Genomic DNA, 14,187 nt, shown 5'->3' on the forward strand with positions numbered 1-14,187 from the left:
CGTATTCTTAGATCATTTAGTCTCCTTTCACGCCGACTCTCGGTCGCCTGACAAGGAGCTTTTCCATGAAACTGACTTTCCCTCTTCGCCTCCTGGCGGCCGCATCGCTGGCTGCGGCGAGTTTCTTTGCCCAGGCGGCTGACGTCACCGTCGCCTATCAGACCACCGTCGACCCGGCGAAAGTTGCCCAGGCCGACGGCGCGTACGAGAAAGCCACCAACGCCAAGATTGATTGGCGAAAATTCGATAACGGTGCCGACATCATCGCGGCCATTGCCTCCGGTGACGTGCAGATCGGTTACCTCGGTTCCAGCCCGCTGACGGCTGCGATCACGCGCAAAGTTCCGGTAGAAACGTTCCTCATCGCCACGCAGATCGGCGCTGCTGAAGCCCTGGTTGCCCGCGACGGGTCCGGGATCAAAACGCCTCAAGACCTGATCGGCAAGAAAATCGCCGTGCCATTCGTATCCACCGGTCACTACAGCCTGCTGGCTGCGCTGAAGCACTGGAACATCGACCCGTCGAAAGTCACCGTACTCAACCTTGCCCCGCCCGCCATCATTGCCGCGTGGAAACGCGGTGACATCGACGCCACTTACGTCTGGGACCCGGCGCTCGGCGTGGCCAAGGAAAACGGCAAAGTGCTGATCACCTCCGGCGAACTGGCCAAGTTTGGCGCTCCGACCTTCGATGCCTGGATCGTGCGTAAGGATTTCGCCGAGAAGCACCCGGAAATCGTCACCGCCTTCGCTAAAGTGACCCTGGATGCGTACGCCGATTACCGCAAAGACCCGAAAGCCTGGCTCGCCAATCAATCCAACGTGGACAAACTGGTGAAACTCTCCGGCGCCAAGGCCAGCGACATTCCATTGCTGCTGCAAGGCAACGTCTACCCGTTGGCGGCTGACCAGGTGATCACCCTCGGCGCACCGACCACCAAGGCCATCACCGACACCGCCGCGTTCCTGAAAGAACAAGGCAAAGTCGAGGCCGTGCTGCCGGACTACGCCCCGTACGTCAGCGCCAAGTACATCACCAACTGATCGGGAGTTAACCGCGATGGCTTTGCTACAGCTGGAGCGCATCAGCGCACAGTACCCCGGCAGTCCGGAACCGGTACTGGCGGATATTTCCCTGAGCCTAGGGCCCCAGCAATTGCTGGTCGCCCTCGGCCCGTCCGGCAGTGGCAAGACTTCGCTGTTGAACCTGATCGCCGGTTTCGTCGAGCCCAGCGCCGGGCGCATCACCCTTGACGGGGTGCCGGTCAAAGGCCCGAGCGCCGAGCGCGGCGTGGTGTTTCAGGACGACGCCCTGCTGCCGTGGCAGGACGTGTTGGCCAATGTCGGCTTCGGTCTGGAACTGGCCGGCGTGTCCAGGGACAAACGCGAAATCCGTGCTCGGGAAATGCTCGCGCTGGTGGACCTTTCCGGTTTCGAAAATCGCCGCATCTGGCAACTCTCGGGCGGCCAGAAGCAACGTGTCGGCCTCGCTCGCGCGCTCGCCGCCGACCCTCGGGTCTTGCTCATGGACGAGCCCTTCGGCGCCCTCGACGCCTTCACCCGCGAACAAATGCAAGAGCTGCTGCTGCAAGTCTGGCAGCGCACCGCCAAACCGGTGTTCCTGATTACTCACGACATTGAAGAAGCGGTGTTCCTCGCCACGGACCTGATTCTGCTGGCGCCGAATCCTGGTCAAATCGTCGAACGCCTGAGCCTGGATTTCGGTCAGCGTTACGCAGCCGGCGAGTCGGCACGGGCGATCAAATCCGACCCGCGCTTTATCGAAACCCGCGAACACGTACTCGCCAAAGTGTTCTCCCAACGCAGCGCCGCCCAGCGGCAGGAGCGCGCATGAGCAGCTATGAAATTCCTGCGGTGACGGTGAAACCGGGTTCGACGGTGATTCCGGTTCGTCGCAGCTTGAGCACGCGCTGGATCAGCGTATTGACGCTGGTCGCGCTCGTAACCCTGTGGTGGGCGGTGACCGCTACCGGCATGATCGAACCGCTGTTTCTACCGCCACCGTCCGCCGTGCTGCAAAAAGGCTGGCTGCTGGTGACCACCGGTTACATGGATTCAACCCTGTGGCAGCACCTGGGCGCGAGCCTCAGCCGCATCGGCCTGGGCCTGGGCTTTGCCGTGCTGACCGCCGTTCCTGTCGGCATTGCTATTGGCCACAACCGCATTGCTCGCGGCATTCTCGATCCGCTGATCGAGTTCTACCGACCGATTCCGCCATTGGCTTACCTGCCGCTGATCGTGATCTGGTGCGGTATTGGCGAGCTGTCAAAAGTCTTGCTGATCTATCTGGCGATCTTCGCGCCGATTGCCATCGCTACCGCGACCGGCGTACGCACAGTCGACCCGGCGAAATTACGTGCGGCGCAGTCGCTGGGTGCGACTCGAGCGCAGCTGATTCGTCATGTGATCTTGCCGAGCGCCTTGCCGGACATTTTGACCGGCGTGCGGATTGGCCTGGGTGTGGGTTGGTCGACCTTGGTCGCCGCCGAGCTGATCGCCGCCACCAGCGGTTTGGGTTTCATGGTGCAGTCGGCCGCGCAGTTCCTGGTCACCGATGTGGTAGTGCTGGGGATTCTGGTCATCGCACTGATCGCCTTCGCCATGGAAATGGGCCTGCGCGCGCTGCAGCGCAAACTGGTGCCGTGGCACGGCCAGGCTCATTGAAAAATCATCATGTGAACAACCCTGTAGGAGTGAGCCTGCTCGCGATGGCGGTGCATCAGCCACAGCCGTGTCGCCTGACACTGCGCTATCGCGAGCAGGCTCACTCCTACAAAAGCTCGACACTCCGAATTCGAAGAGAAAGACCATGAGCAACCTGACAATCGTCCCCCTCAGCACGGCTCTCGGCGCGCAAATCAGTGGCGTCGACGTCAGCCAGCCACTGAACCTGGAGCAGCGCGACGCCATCGAGCAGGCCCTGCTCAAGCATCAAGTGCTGTTCTTCCGTGACCAGCCGATCACGCCGCAGCAACAGGCGCGATTCGCTGCCTATTTCGGCGACTTGCACATTCACCCGATCTACCCCAACGTGCCGGAACAGCCCGAAGTGCTGATCCTCGACACCGCCGTCACCGATGTGCGCGACAACGCGATCTGGCACACCGACGTGACCTTCCTGCCCACCCCGGCCATGGGCGCAGTGCTCAGCGCCAAGCTGCTGCCGGAGTTTGGTGGCGACACATTGTGGGCCAGCGGGATTGCGGCGTATGAAGCGTTGTCGGCGCCGATGAAGCGCTTGCTTGAAGGCCTGACCGCGACACACGATTTCACCCGCTCATTCCCGCTGGAGCGTTATGGCAATACGCCTGAGGCCTTGGCGCAATGGGAAGAAGCACGCCGCAAGAATCCGCCACTGTCGCACCCGGTGATTCGCACGCACCCGGTGAGCGGACGCCGGTCATTGTTCGTCAACGAAGGCTTCACAGCGAAGATCAACGAGCTGTCAGAGACCGAAAGCGAGGCGATTCTGAAGTTTTTGTTTGCCCACACCACACGACCAGAATTCACCGTTCGCTGGCGCTGGCAGAAAGACGACATCGCGTTCTGGGATAACCGCGTGACACAGCATTACGCCGTGGATGATTACCGGCCGGCACGGCGGGTGATGCAGCGGGCAACGGTGTTGGGGGATGCGCCGTTTTTCCGGTGAGCCGATCACCAGATCGTTCCCACGCTCTGCGTGGGAATGCAGCGATGGACGCTCCGCGTCCACTGTGACGCGGAGCGTCACGGGAGGCATTCCCACGCGGAGCGTGGGAACGATCAGTTAGGGTGTTACTCAGCCGTCGAAGGCTTCTCCCAAAGATTGATCCCGCCCTCTTGGGCAAACCGGTCAATCTCCGCCAGTTCCTCTGCGCTAAAGCTCAAATTCTTCAACGCCCCGACGTTTTCGATAATCTGCTCCGGCCGGCTCGCACCGATCAGCGCCGAGGTCACGCGCGGATCGCGCAGGGTCCACGCCAACGCCAGTTGCGCCAGGCTCTGGCCGCGACGCTTGGCGATTTCATTGAGCCCGCGAACATGGGCGATGTTGGCTTCGGACAGATGAGATTCCTGCAGCGAACCACCGCCCGGACGATTGACCCGCGCATCCTTCGGAATACCGTTGAGGTACTTGTCGGTCAACAGCCCCTGCGCCAATGGCGTGAAAGCAATCACGCCAGCGCCCAGTTCGTCGGTGACCTCCAGCAGATCCTTTTCAACCCAGCGATTGAGCAGGTTGTACGCTGGTTGGTGAATCAGCAACGGCACTTTCCACTCTTTCAACAGCGCCGCCATCTCACGGGTTTTCACGCCCGAATACGAGGAGATACCGATATACAGCGCCTTGCCCTGCTGCACCGCAGTCGCCAGTGCGCTGGCGGTTTCTTCCAGCGGGGTGTCCGGGTCGAAACGGTGCGAATAGAAAATATCCACATAATCCACGCCCAAGCGCTGCAGGCTCTGATCCAGGCTGGCCAGCACGTATTTACGTGAACCGCCGCCCTGCCCGTAAGGACCGGGCCACATGTCCCAACCGGCCTTGCTGGAGATGATCAACTCGTCGCGATACTGCTTGAAATCCTCACGCAGCAAACGACCAAAATTGATCTCGGCGCTGCCGTACGGAGGACCGTAGTTGTTGGCCAGGTCGAAATGGTTGATGCCCAGATCGAACGCCGTGCGCAACAGCGAGCGCTGAGTGTCGATCGGCGTGCTGTCACCGAAGTTGTGCCACAAGCCCAGCGACAGCGCCGGCAGCACCAGACCGCTGCGGCCTACGCGGCGGTACGGGATGGAGTCATAGCGGTTTTCGGCAGCGGTATAAGTCATCGAATCCTCTCTTGTCCGTCTTGATATTGGTATCGACTGCTTCGCAAGTTGCCCAGCATACGCCCAGACAAACGCCGATAAACCTCGGACTCGAGAAAATGCTGAAACGTTTCACAGATTTTAAATCTGGCCCGTTGATAACACCGCCATCCATTGCGCGCTTACGCTGACAACTCACGTAACGCGGCAGCCGCCAAAAAGCCGGACCTTGAGCTGTATCGCTGATCTCGTCTTACCGTCTGGTCGATACGCTCGAGCAACTGCTCAGGAAGCGTGGCATTGAAGCGTACTGACTTGCCGAAATAAGGCGTGATATCAAACTCCACCACACCCCATACCCCTCCGGCGTAGTCAGGATTGTCCAGATGAGCATCTATCTCTCGCACTTGCGGCAGTGGATCACCATCGGCTACCAAGCCTTCGTAATGCAAAGCCAACGCTTCTTTTACGTTTTCAAATGCCTCAGCCACAGTAACGCCCGCAGAGAAGCACCCCGGCACGTCCGGGATAATCACTCCATATTCTGAGTCTGCATCCTTGTGCAGAACGACCGGGAATTTCATTTCGGTGAGTCCTTCCTGTGATATGGCCTCTTCGAGGCTCTCGTTTCCGATCTCGGGCCTCATTTCAGACCCGCCTGTTTCAATATGCTGTTGATCGTCCCTTTGGGAAGATCCGAGTCAGGGTGCTTCACCGTCACCCTCCCTGCTTTAGCCGAATGCTTGTACTGATGATGGCTACCTTTCACCGCCACCAGATACCAGCCATCCTCCTCGATCATCCTGATCATTTCCCGACTTCGCATTACCTTCGTCCTTGTGGGCAACATCAGCTGCGCACACTACGCGACGAGAATATTTTTAATACACACAATACACACTCTGATAAATATTAACCGTTCCCGCCCGGAGCTATGGTGCCCCCGGACGAGCGGCTAGCTGGCCCTCGCAAACACCTCCCCCAACCAATCCACAAACACCCGAACACGTGGCGACATGTGTCGGTTGTGGGGGTACAGCACTGAAACCGGCATTGTCGGTGGCGGTGTGTCGGTGAGGATTTCCTGCACCAGCCCTTGGGCAATCTGCGTCTCCATTCGGTAATGCGGGCACTGGATCAAGCCGAGCCCGGCAATCGCCGATGCGGCGTAAATTTCCGCGCCGAACACTGAAAGCGCACCTTCAATGGCGACTTCTTTCAGGTGGCCGTCGACCATGAATTCAAACGGAAACTGCTTGGCGGTGGTGCGCGAGACGTAGTTCACGGCGCGGTGATGCTTCAGGTCGTCGAGGCGTTTCGGTTCGCCGTATTGGCGCAGATAGGCGGGGCTGGCGCAGGTGATTTGACGCAGGTTGGCGATGCGCTTTCCGATCAGTGCCGAATCACTCAGCGTGCCGGCGCGCAACACACAGTCGACGCCTTCAGCGATCAGGTCAACGAAACGGTCAGTCTCGCTGATGGACAGTTCGATGTCCGGGTAACGCGCCATGAACTGCGGTAATGCCGGAATCACGAAATGCCTGGCCAGCGTGCCGTGCAGGTCGACACGCAACCGGCCTTTGGGGGCGCAGCCACGAAACGCCAACTCGGCCTCTTCCAGCTCCGCCAGCAATTGCACGCAACGCAGGTAGTACGCCTCTCCATCAAGCGTCGGGCGCACCTTGCGCGTACTACGCTCCAGCAACCGAGTGCCGAGCCAGGTTTCAAATTGATTCAGCGTGTGGGTCAGGGTCGCCCGTGGCAGGTTCAGGTCATCAGCCGCCAGGGTGAAGCTGCTGCGCTCATAGATCCGCACAAAAACCTTCATCGCTTTGACTTGATCCACGTTTGGCTCCTGGCGCGCGATTGTTGGCGATTATTGAATAGTCAAGGCAACTCTCGGGCATTTATCGGCCTGAGTAAACATGTGAATCTGGCTTCACACCCCCCCTCCCTCATCAGGAATCAACGCCATGACTACTCAGAAAGTTGCCATCGTGACCGGCGCCTCCCGCGGCATCGGCGCTGTGATCGCCAGACAACTGGCCAGCGAAGGTTTCGCCGTCGTCATCAACTATGCAAGCAGCGCCACAGAAGCCTCCAAGCTGGTGGTGGAGTTGCGTCAGGCCGGCCATCAAGCCATAGCGATCAAGGCTGACGTGGCCAATGCCGATGACGTGCGCCGGATGTTCGACGAGACCGAAACACAACTGGGCAAGGTCGATGTGCTGATCAACAACGCCGGCATTCTCAAAATGATGCCGTTGGCGCAGCACACCGATGAACTGTTCGACCAGACCTTCAACATCCACGCTCGGGGCACCTTCAATACCCTGCGTGAAGCGGCAACGCGGTTGAATAGCGGAGGGCGGATCGTCAACTTTTCCAGTAGCACGGTCGGTATGAACCTGCCGGGTTACGCGGTGTACATCGCCAGCAAAGCAGCGGTGGAATCGCTGACCCAGGTGTTCGCCAAGGAAATGCGCGGACGCAACATCACCGTTAACGCCGTGGCACCGGGTCCGGTCGCTACCGAGTTGTTTTTGCACGGAAAGAGTGAGGAACAGATCCAGAACTTCGCCAAGATGCCGCCGCTGGAGCGTCTGGGTCAGCCGGAAGATATCGCTCGCGTGGTGTCGTTTCTGGTCGGGCCGGATTCGGCTTGGGTCAATGGACAGATTCTGCGGGTGAATGGAGGGTTGGTTTAACTATGCTCAACTTGAGACCGCAGTCTTGATCGTTCCCACGCTCTGCGTGGAAATGCCTCAAGGAACGCTCCGCGTCCAGTGACGCGGAGTGTCACGGGCTGCATTCCCACGCGGAGCGTGGGAACGATCATTTACTCAGGAGGACACACCCATGCACACCACGATCATCATCACCTTCGGCCTGATTCTCCTGGCGCTGATGCTGTTCATCGGCGAGAAAATCGGCTTCAGCCGCCAGACCCTGGCCTACAGCTTTGTGGCGCTGTGGCTGGCGCTGACGCTGATCAACGGCGCAGTCGGCATGGTTCATACCGGCCAACCGTTGAGCACGGAACTGGTGGTCGGCAGCGCCGTGTTCGGTGTACCGGTGGCGGCGCTGGTGCTGTTCATGGTGCTCAGCACTGAAGCGTGAGTGCCACCGGCACTCGATCAACGCACCAAGTGCAAGAACTGCAAATGCCGTTCGTACTGGTCAAGGATGTCGTTGATGATCTGGTCCTTGGTGTAGCCCACCAGATCGTAATCCTGACTGCCCTCGCTCAAATGCACTTCAGCCCGGTAATAACGACGGTTGTTGAGCTCCTTGGAGCCCATGCCGGCACGGGCAAACGATGGTGTGAAGTAACCACGCATCTGCGCCTGATAGATAAACGGATGCTCCTCGCCATGACCGATTTCCAGGCTGACGTTGTCGTTGGCCGCGTCCGGTTGGGTGACCACGTTCAATCCCTTCTCGACGAACACCGCCGAGACTTCTTCAATGGCCGGACGCACCGTCGTATCGAGGAAGCGATAGACCTCATCGCGAGACGGGAAATGCACAGCCTGAGTCAAGCGCTGACGCCAGCCGCCACGTCGCGAGCCGGACACCGGCGCCAGGGAATGCAGTTGCGCGATCTGCTTCTGCGATTCCAGGTAAAACGCCTTGTGCAGCCCCCACATCATCAGCAGCAAAATCAACGAGAACGGCAACGACGTCAGCACCACCGCTGACTTCAGCGCATCGATGCTGCCGGAAAACAGCAGCGCGCTGGTCACCAACGCGGTCATCGCGCCCCAGAACACTCGCAGCCATTTCGGCCCGTCTTCGTCAGGATTTCCGCCTTTGGCGGACAGCGTCGACAGCACCACGGTGCCGGAGTCGGCGGAGGTGACGAAGAACACGAAGCTGATGAACACCGTGACCGCGATCACGGTTTTGCTCCACGGGTAGGTTTCCAGCAGCAGGTAGAGCGTCATCGACGGGTTGTCGATAGCCGACATACCAAGCGCGCTCATGCCGTGGTTTAGGACTTGGTCAATGGCGCTGTTGCCGAAGATCGACATCCACGCCAGGGTGAAACCAAGCGGAATCAACAGCACGCCAAAGACGAATTCGCGGATGGTTCGGCCACGGGAAATCCGTGCGATGAACAGGCCCACGAACGGCGACCACGCAATCCACCAAGCCCAATAAAACACCGTCCAACCGCCGAGCCAGTCACTCGGTTTGTCGTAGGCGTAAAGATCGAAACTCTTCATCGGCAATGCGCCGAGGTAATCGCCGATGTTCTGGATCAAGGTGTTGAGCAGGTGCTGAGTCGGGCCGGCAAACAACACGAACAGCAGCAGCGCGCAGGCCAGCAGCATGTTGATGTCGGACATCACCCGCACGCCTTTGTCGACGCCGGAGACCGCGACGATGATCGCCGCGCCCATCATCAGTGTGATCAGGCCGACCTGAATCCAGTGGGTGTGAGCAATGCCGAACAGGTAGTCCAGCCCTGAGTTGAGGTGCAACACGCCAAAGCCCATGTCGGCGCCGAGGCCGAACACCGTGGCGATGATGCCGAAACCATCCACCGCATAACCGATGGGGCCATTGATACGTTTGCCGATCAGGGGATAAAGCGCCGAGCGCAGGGCCAGCGGCAAGTTGTGACGGTAGGCGAAGTAGGCCAGCGCCATGCCGACGAAGGCGAACACGCCCCAGCCATGCAGGCCCCAGTGCAGAAACAGAATCTGCATCGCCTGACGCGCCGCATCCGCCGTACCGGCCTCGCCTTGCGGCGGTTGCGCCAGGTGCGTCAGCGGTTCGGACACACAAAAGAAGAACAGCGTGATGCTGATCCCGGCGGCAAACAGCATGCCGGCCCAGGACAGGTAGCTGAACTCGGGCTCGTCGTGGTCGGCACCGAGCTTGATCTTGCCGTAGCCGGACAAGGCGGTGACCACCACGAAGACCAGATACAGCGTCATCGCGAGCATGTAATACCAGCCGACCGTATTGGCCGCCCAGTTTTGCGCTTGCAGAAGCCAGGCACCAGCCTGTTCAGGCATGGCGATAACGACGATGCCAAATAGCAGGATGAACGTTGCCGCGAAGTAAAATACCGGCGGATTCATGCGGACCTGGCCGCTGGCGGGGGTGGGCGATGCACTCATGAAAGGTGCACCTCAAGGGGGTGAATCAGGGCAATCAATAACGGACTCGGCAAAAGCAAGCCTCCTGTTGTGAGCGGGCAGCAAACCGGCGGTTTAACTTGAATGAGCGTTCAATTTAAACATGAATAGGTTGCTAAGGACTAATCGCAAGGCTCGGCGGTACGTTCTGTACGCTAGCTCAAGGAGGGGTTTGAGGCAGGGTTATCGCGATCGTTCCCACGCTCTGCGTGGGAATGCAGCCCGTGACGCTCTGCGTCACATCGGTGCCAGACACGGCATCGGCGGCGGCCCTGGAACGCGGAGCGTCCCTTGAGGCGTTCCCACGCGGGAGCGTGGGAACGATCAGTACAGTCGGGTGAAAGGCTTACTTCTGCGTCCCGTCATCATGCTGCAGATTCGCCTGCGTCAGGTTGCACCCCGGCGGCACGCTGCGGGTCAGCCAGACGTTGCCGCCAATGGTCGAGCCCTTGCCGATGGTGATGCGCCCCAGAATTGTCGCGCCGGCATAGATCACCACATCATCTTCGACAATCGGATGCCGAGGGTGGCCCTTCTGCAACTGCCCGTCTTCATCCGACGGGAAACGCTTGGCGCCCAACGTCACGGCCTGATAAATCCGCACCCGCTCACCAATGATCGCGGTCTCGCCGATCACCACGCCCGTCCCGTGATCGATGAAGAAGCTGCGGCCGATCTGCGCGCCCGGGTGAATGTCGATTCCTGTGGCCGAGTGCGCGATTTCCGCACTGATCCGCGCCAGCAACGGCAGCCCCGCGCGGTAAAGATGGTGGGCCAGGCGATGGTGAATCACCGCCAGAATCCCGGGATAACACAGCAACACTTCATCGACGCTGCGAGCCGCGGGGTCGCCGTGATAGGCCGCCAGCACGTCGGTGTCCAACAAACTGCGCAGGCCTGGAAGCGCGAGGGCGAAGTCCTGAATGATCTGAATGGTCCTGGCCTCGACCTCAGTGTCGGCCTGGGCACTGTGGCGCGCCGCGTAACGCAGTTCGAGCCGGGCCTGGGCCAGCAACGCATTCAATGCGACGTCCAGCGTGTGCCCGACGTAGAAATCTTCACTTTCCTCACGCAAATCCACCGGGCCAAGGCGCATCGGAAATAGCGCACCGCACAATGCCTCGAGAATTTCCGCCATGGCCGCTCGGGAAGGCAATTCGCGACCGCCCTGCTCGCCGCTGGCGCGGCCGTTTTGTGCGCGCCACTGGTCGCGCGCTGTGCGCAGTTGGCTGACGATGGTCTGCAATTGCCAATGGCTGGAACGCTCGCTCACGGTTGAAACTCCTCATGGGCGGCCGGACTGTCTGGCCGCGCTGACGGCGATTACTTTACGGCAAGGTCCGGAAGCCGAATTAAGAACCGATTATGCTGTGGTCAGCACTTTTGGATATAAGTGATTGGCAGTTGCCCACGCTTGGGGGCGTGCCTATAGTCCTGAAACCTTTCTCCGCCAGTATGGAACCATGATCAAACAACAGCTCGACCGTTTCGACCGCCTCGATTTGCTCGGCCACCCGACCCCTCTGGAAAAACTCGAACGCCTCTCGACCTGGCTGGGCCGCGACGTGTACGTCAAACGCGACGACCTGACGCCCCTGGCAATGGGCGGCAACAAGCTGCGCAAACTCGAATACCTGGCGGCCGATGCCTTGGCCCAGGGCGCCGACACCTTGATCACCGCTGGCGCGCTGCAGTCCAATCACGTACGCCAGACCGCCGCCATTGCCGCCAAGCTCGGCCTGGGGTGTGTAGCGCTGCTGGAAAACCCGTTGGGCACCGACGACGCCAACTATGTCGGCAACGGCAATCGGCTGTTGCTGGACCTGTTCGATACCAAGGTCGAGCTGGTGGAAAACCTCGACAACGCCGACGAGCAATTGCAGTCCCTGGCCGACCGTCTGCGCAACAACGGCAAGAAGCCATACCTGGTGCCGATTGGTGGCTCCAATGCATTGGGTGCCTTGGGTTATGTGCGCGCCGGGCTGGAACTGGCCGAACAGATCAAGGACACCGGCCTGTCATTCGCTGCCGTGGTGCTGGCTTCAGGCAGCGCCGGCACACACAGTGGCCTGGCGCTGGCGTTGAGTGAAGCACTGCCGGATTTGCCAGTGATTGGTGTCACGGTTTCCCGGAGCGATGAGGATCAGCGGCCGAAAGTCCAAGGACTGGCCGAACGCACGGCTGAGCTTTTGGGTGTGAACTTGCCGACCAGTTTCAAAATCGAGCTGTGGGACGAGTATTTCGGCCCACGCTACGGCGAACCGAATGCCGGGACGTTGTCAGCGGTGAAACTGTTGGCAAGTCAGGAAGGTCTGTTGCTGGACCCGGTGTATACCGGCAAGGCCATGGCCGGGTTGCTTGACGGTATCGGTCGTCAACGCTTCAACGAAGGCCCGATCATCTTCTTGCACACCGGTGGGGCGCCGGCGTTGTTTGCCTATAAGGATTTTCTGTAGTGATCGTTCCCACGCTCTGCGTGGGAATGCCTCTGGGGACGCTCCGCGTCCAGTGACGCGGAGCGTCACGGGCTGCATTCCCACGCAGGAGCGTGGGAACGATCACTTAGTTCTAAAAAGAATAACAAAGATGATATTTATTATTTTCCTATCTAAAAGCGCCATCATATAGTCACGCCGCAGGCGAATTTGCAGCGAGACGCATACGCTGCTTTAGGGCAGGATATTGCAGTCGTCCAAATCCCGATTTTGCCAACATTCCTAAAAGCGTCTTCATAAGAAAACACAGGGGCTTGTCATGAATTTTTCCGCACTACGTCGAAATCTGCTGGTCGGTTCGCTGGGCCTGGCACTGAGCGCTGGCCTGCTGGGTCAAGCGGTTGCCGGTGAGCAGCTGCAAAAAATCAAGGACGCAGGCGTGATCAACGTCGGTCTGGAAGGCACTTACCCACCCTTCAGCTTCGTTGACGCCGACGGCAAACTGACCGGTTTCGAAGTCGAGTTCTCCGAAGCCCTGGCCAAAGAGCTGGGCGTGAAGGTCAAACTGCAACCGACCAAATGGGACGGCATCCTCGCAGCGCTGGAATCCAAGCGTCTGGACGCAGTGGTCAACCAGGTGACCATCACCGAAGAGCGTAAGAAGAAGTATGACTTCTCCGAGCCCTACACCGTTTCCGGTATTCAGGCGCTGGTGCTGACCAAGAAGGCTGCGGAACTGAACATCAAGTCTGCCGCCGATCTGGCTGGCAAGAAAGTCGGCGTGGGCCTGGGCACCAACTACGAGCAGTGGGTGAAAGCCAACGTGCCGACCGCTGACGTGCGCACCTATGAAGATGACCCGAGCAAGTTCGCAGACCTGCGTAACGGTCGCACTGACGCCATTCTGATCGACCGTCTCGCCGCGCTGGAATACGCCAAGAAGGCCAAGGACACTACCGCTGCAGGCGAAGCGTTCTCACGTCAGGAAGCCGGCATTGCCCTGCGCAAAGGCGAGCCTGAGCTGCTGGCAGCGGTGAACAAAGCCATCGACAAGCTGCGCGCCGATGGCACGCTGAAAAAGCTTTCGGAAAAATACTTCAGCGCTGACGTCACCAAATAATGGAAGAAGCTTTCCAACTTGCGCTGGATTCCGCGCCCTTCTTGCTGAAGGGCGCGTACTACACGGTCATCTTGAGCCTTGGGGGCATGTTTTTCGGCCTGCTGATGGGGTTTGGCCTGGCGTTGATGCGCCTGTCGCGCTTCAAACTGGTGAGTTGGCTGGCCCGCATCTACGTGTCGTTCTTTCGCGGCACGCCGTTGCTGGTGCAGCTGTTCGTGATCTATTACGGCTTGCCGCAATTGGGCATCGAACTCGATCCATTGCCAGCGGCCCTGATCGGCTTCTCGCTGAACATGGCCGCCTACGCCTGTGAAATCCTGCGTGCCGCGATCAGTTCCATCGAACGCGGCCAGTGGGAAGCTGCCGCGAGTATCGGTATGACCCGTGCGCAGACCCTGCGTCGGGCCATCCTGCCGCAAGCGATGCGCACGGCCCTGCCGCCGCTGGGTAACAGCTTCATTTCGCTGGTCAAGGACACCGCGCTGGCCGCCACGATCCAGGTGCCGGAGCTGTTCCGTCAGGCGCAGCTGATTACCGCGCGCACCTTTGAAATTTTCACCATGTATCTTGCCGCCGCGCTGATCTACTGGGTTCTGGCCACGGTGCTCTCGCACCTGCAGAACAAGCTGGAAGAGCGGGTCAATCGGCACGACCAGGAGTCCTGACCC

Annotated in this window: 15 protein-coding genes; 9 read left to right on the forward strand and 6 right to left on the reverse strand. The window is 59.7% G+C overall.

The window, feature by feature from the left end; translation table 11 throughout:
• Window positions 1-65 precede the first annotated feature (65 nt).
• The 4 genes from tauA (at window position 66) to tauD (ending at window position 3,672) form a co-directional block, all read left to right on the forward strand.
• Window positions 66-1,043, forward strand: a complete 978-nt coding sequence (tauA, locus tag HNR03_RS28165) for a taurine ABC transporter substrate-binding protein (RefSeq protein WP_208670555.1) — start codon at window positions 66-68, stop codon at window positions 1,041-1,043.
• Between the two features lie 16 nt (window positions 1,044-1,059).
• Entirely contained in the window at window positions 1,060-1,854 is a 795-nt protein-coding gene (gene tauB / locus HNR03_RS28170) for a taurine ABC transporter ATP-binding subunit (RefSeq protein WP_259157369.1), read from the forward strand.
• On the forward strand, window positions 1,851-2,684 hold the full coding sequence (gene tauC / locus HNR03_RS28175) for a taurine ABC transporter permease TauC (protein ID WP_259157370.1): 834 nt from the start codon (window positions 1,851-1,853) through the stop codon (window positions 2,682-2,684). The genes tauB and tauC overlap by 4 nt, the downstream gene beginning before the upstream one ends.
• Before the next feature lie 145 nt (window positions 2,685-2,829).
• Window positions 2,830-3,672: a taurine dioxygenase gene (tauD, locus tag HNR03_RS28180; protein WP_259157371.1), complete on the forward strand. Its 843-nt coding sequence runs from the start codon at window positions 2,830-2,832 to the stop codon at window positions 3,670-3,672.
• A 125-nt stretch (window positions 3,673-3,797) separates the two neighbouring features.
• Here the strand turns inward: tauD and mgrA are convergent, their stop codons facing one another.
• From mgrA to HNR03_RS28200, 4 genes are all read right to left on the reverse strand, one after another.
• On the reverse strand, window positions 3,798-4,835 hold the full coding sequence (gene mgrA / locus HNR03_RS28185) for an L-glyceraldehyde 3-phosphate reductase (RefSeq protein ID WP_259157372.1): 1,038 nt from the start codon (window positions 4,833-4,835) through the stop codon (window positions 3,798-3,800).
• 161 nt (window positions 4,836-4,996) lie between these two features.
• Window positions 4,997-5,461 carry a type II toxin-antitoxin system HicB family antitoxin gene (locus tag HNR03_RS28190; RefSeq protein WP_405046095.1) on the reverse strand — a complete coding sequence of 155 codons (465 nt, stop codon included), beginning with the start codon at window positions 5,459-5,461 and terminating at the stop codon, window positions 4,997-4,999.
• On the reverse strand, window positions 5,458-5,640 hold the full coding sequence (locus HNR03_RS28195) for a type II toxin-antitoxin system HicA family toxin (RefSeq protein WP_259157375.1): 183 nt from the start codon (window positions 5,638-5,640) through the stop codon (window positions 5,458-5,460). Before HNR03_RS28195 ends, HNR03_RS28190 begins: the two co-directional genes overlap by 4 nt.
• 129 nt (window positions 5,641-5,769) lie before the next feature.
• Window positions 5,770-6,660 (reverse strand): LysR family transcriptional regulator, encoded by an 891-nt coding sequence (locus HNR03_RS28200; protein WP_259157376.1) that lies wholly within the window; start codon window positions 6,658-6,660, stop codon window positions 5,770-5,772.
• A gap of 127 nt (window positions 6,661-6,787) precedes the next feature.
• Here HNR03_RS28200 and HNR03_RS28205 point away from each other — a divergent pair, with 127 nt between their 5' ends.
• Entirely contained in the window at window positions 6,788-7,522 is a 735-nt protein-coding gene (locus HNR03_RS28205) for an SDR family oxidoreductase (RefSeq protein ID WP_259157377.1), read from the forward strand.
• Window positions 7,523-7,673: 151 nt separating this feature from the next.
• Window positions 7,674-7,934 carry a hypothetical protein gene (locus HNR03_RS28210; protein ID WP_222589317.1) on the forward strand — a complete coding sequence of 87 codons (261 nt, stop codon included), beginning with the start codon at window positions 7,674-7,676 and terminating at the stop codon, window positions 7,932-7,934.
• A 17-nt stretch (window positions 7,935-7,951) separates the two neighbouring features.
• Here HNR03_RS28210 and betT read toward each other — a convergent pair whose 3' ends face one another.
• Both betT and epsC read right to left on the reverse strand, forming a co-directional pair.
• Complete coding sequence (gene betT, locus HNR03_RS28215; protein ID WP_259157499.1) at window positions 7,952-9,907, reverse strand: choline transporter BetT; 1,956 nt, start codon at window positions 9,905-9,907, stop codon at window positions 7,952-7,954.
• A gap of 403 nt (window positions 9,908-10,310) precedes the next feature.
• Window positions 10,311-11,237, reverse strand: a complete 927-nt coding sequence (gene epsC / locus HNR03_RS28220; protein ID WP_222589316.1) for a serine O-acetyltransferase EpsC — start codon at window positions 11,235-11,237, stop codon at window positions 10,311-10,313.
• Between the two features lie 190 nt (window positions 11,238-11,427).
• Between epsC and HNR03_RS28225 the strand changes: the two genes are divergently transcribed.
• The 3 genes from HNR03_RS28225 (at window position 11,428) to tcyL (ending at window position 14,184) form a co-directional block, all read left to right on the forward strand.
• Window positions 11,428-12,420 carry a D-cysteine desulfhydrase gene (locus HNR03_RS28225; protein ID WP_259157380.1) on the forward strand — a complete coding sequence of 331 codons (993 nt, stop codon included), beginning with the start codon at window positions 11,428-11,430 and terminating at the stop codon, window positions 12,418-12,420.
• A gap of 298 nt (window positions 12,421-12,718) precedes the next feature.
• Window positions 12,719-13,519: a cystine ABC transporter substrate-binding protein gene (gene tcyJ / locus HNR03_RS28230; protein WP_259157383.1), complete on the forward strand. Its 801-nt coding sequence runs from the start codon at window positions 12,719-12,721 to the stop codon at window positions 13,517-13,519.
• Window positions 13,519-14,184: a cystine ABC transporter permease gene (tcyL, locus tag HNR03_RS28235; RefSeq protein WP_222589313.1), complete on the forward strand. Its 666-nt coding sequence runs from the start codon at window positions 13,519-13,521 to the stop codon at window positions 14,182-14,184. The genes tcyJ and tcyL overlap by 1 nt, the downstream gene beginning before the upstream one ends.
• The last annotated feature ends 3 nt before the right edge of the window (window positions 14,185-14,187 follow it).

It is taken from the genome of Pseudomonas sp. JAI111, from assembly GCF_024809425.1.
GTDB lineage: Bacteria > Pseudomonadota > Gammaproteobacteria > Pseudomonadales > Pseudomonadaceae > Aquipseudomonas.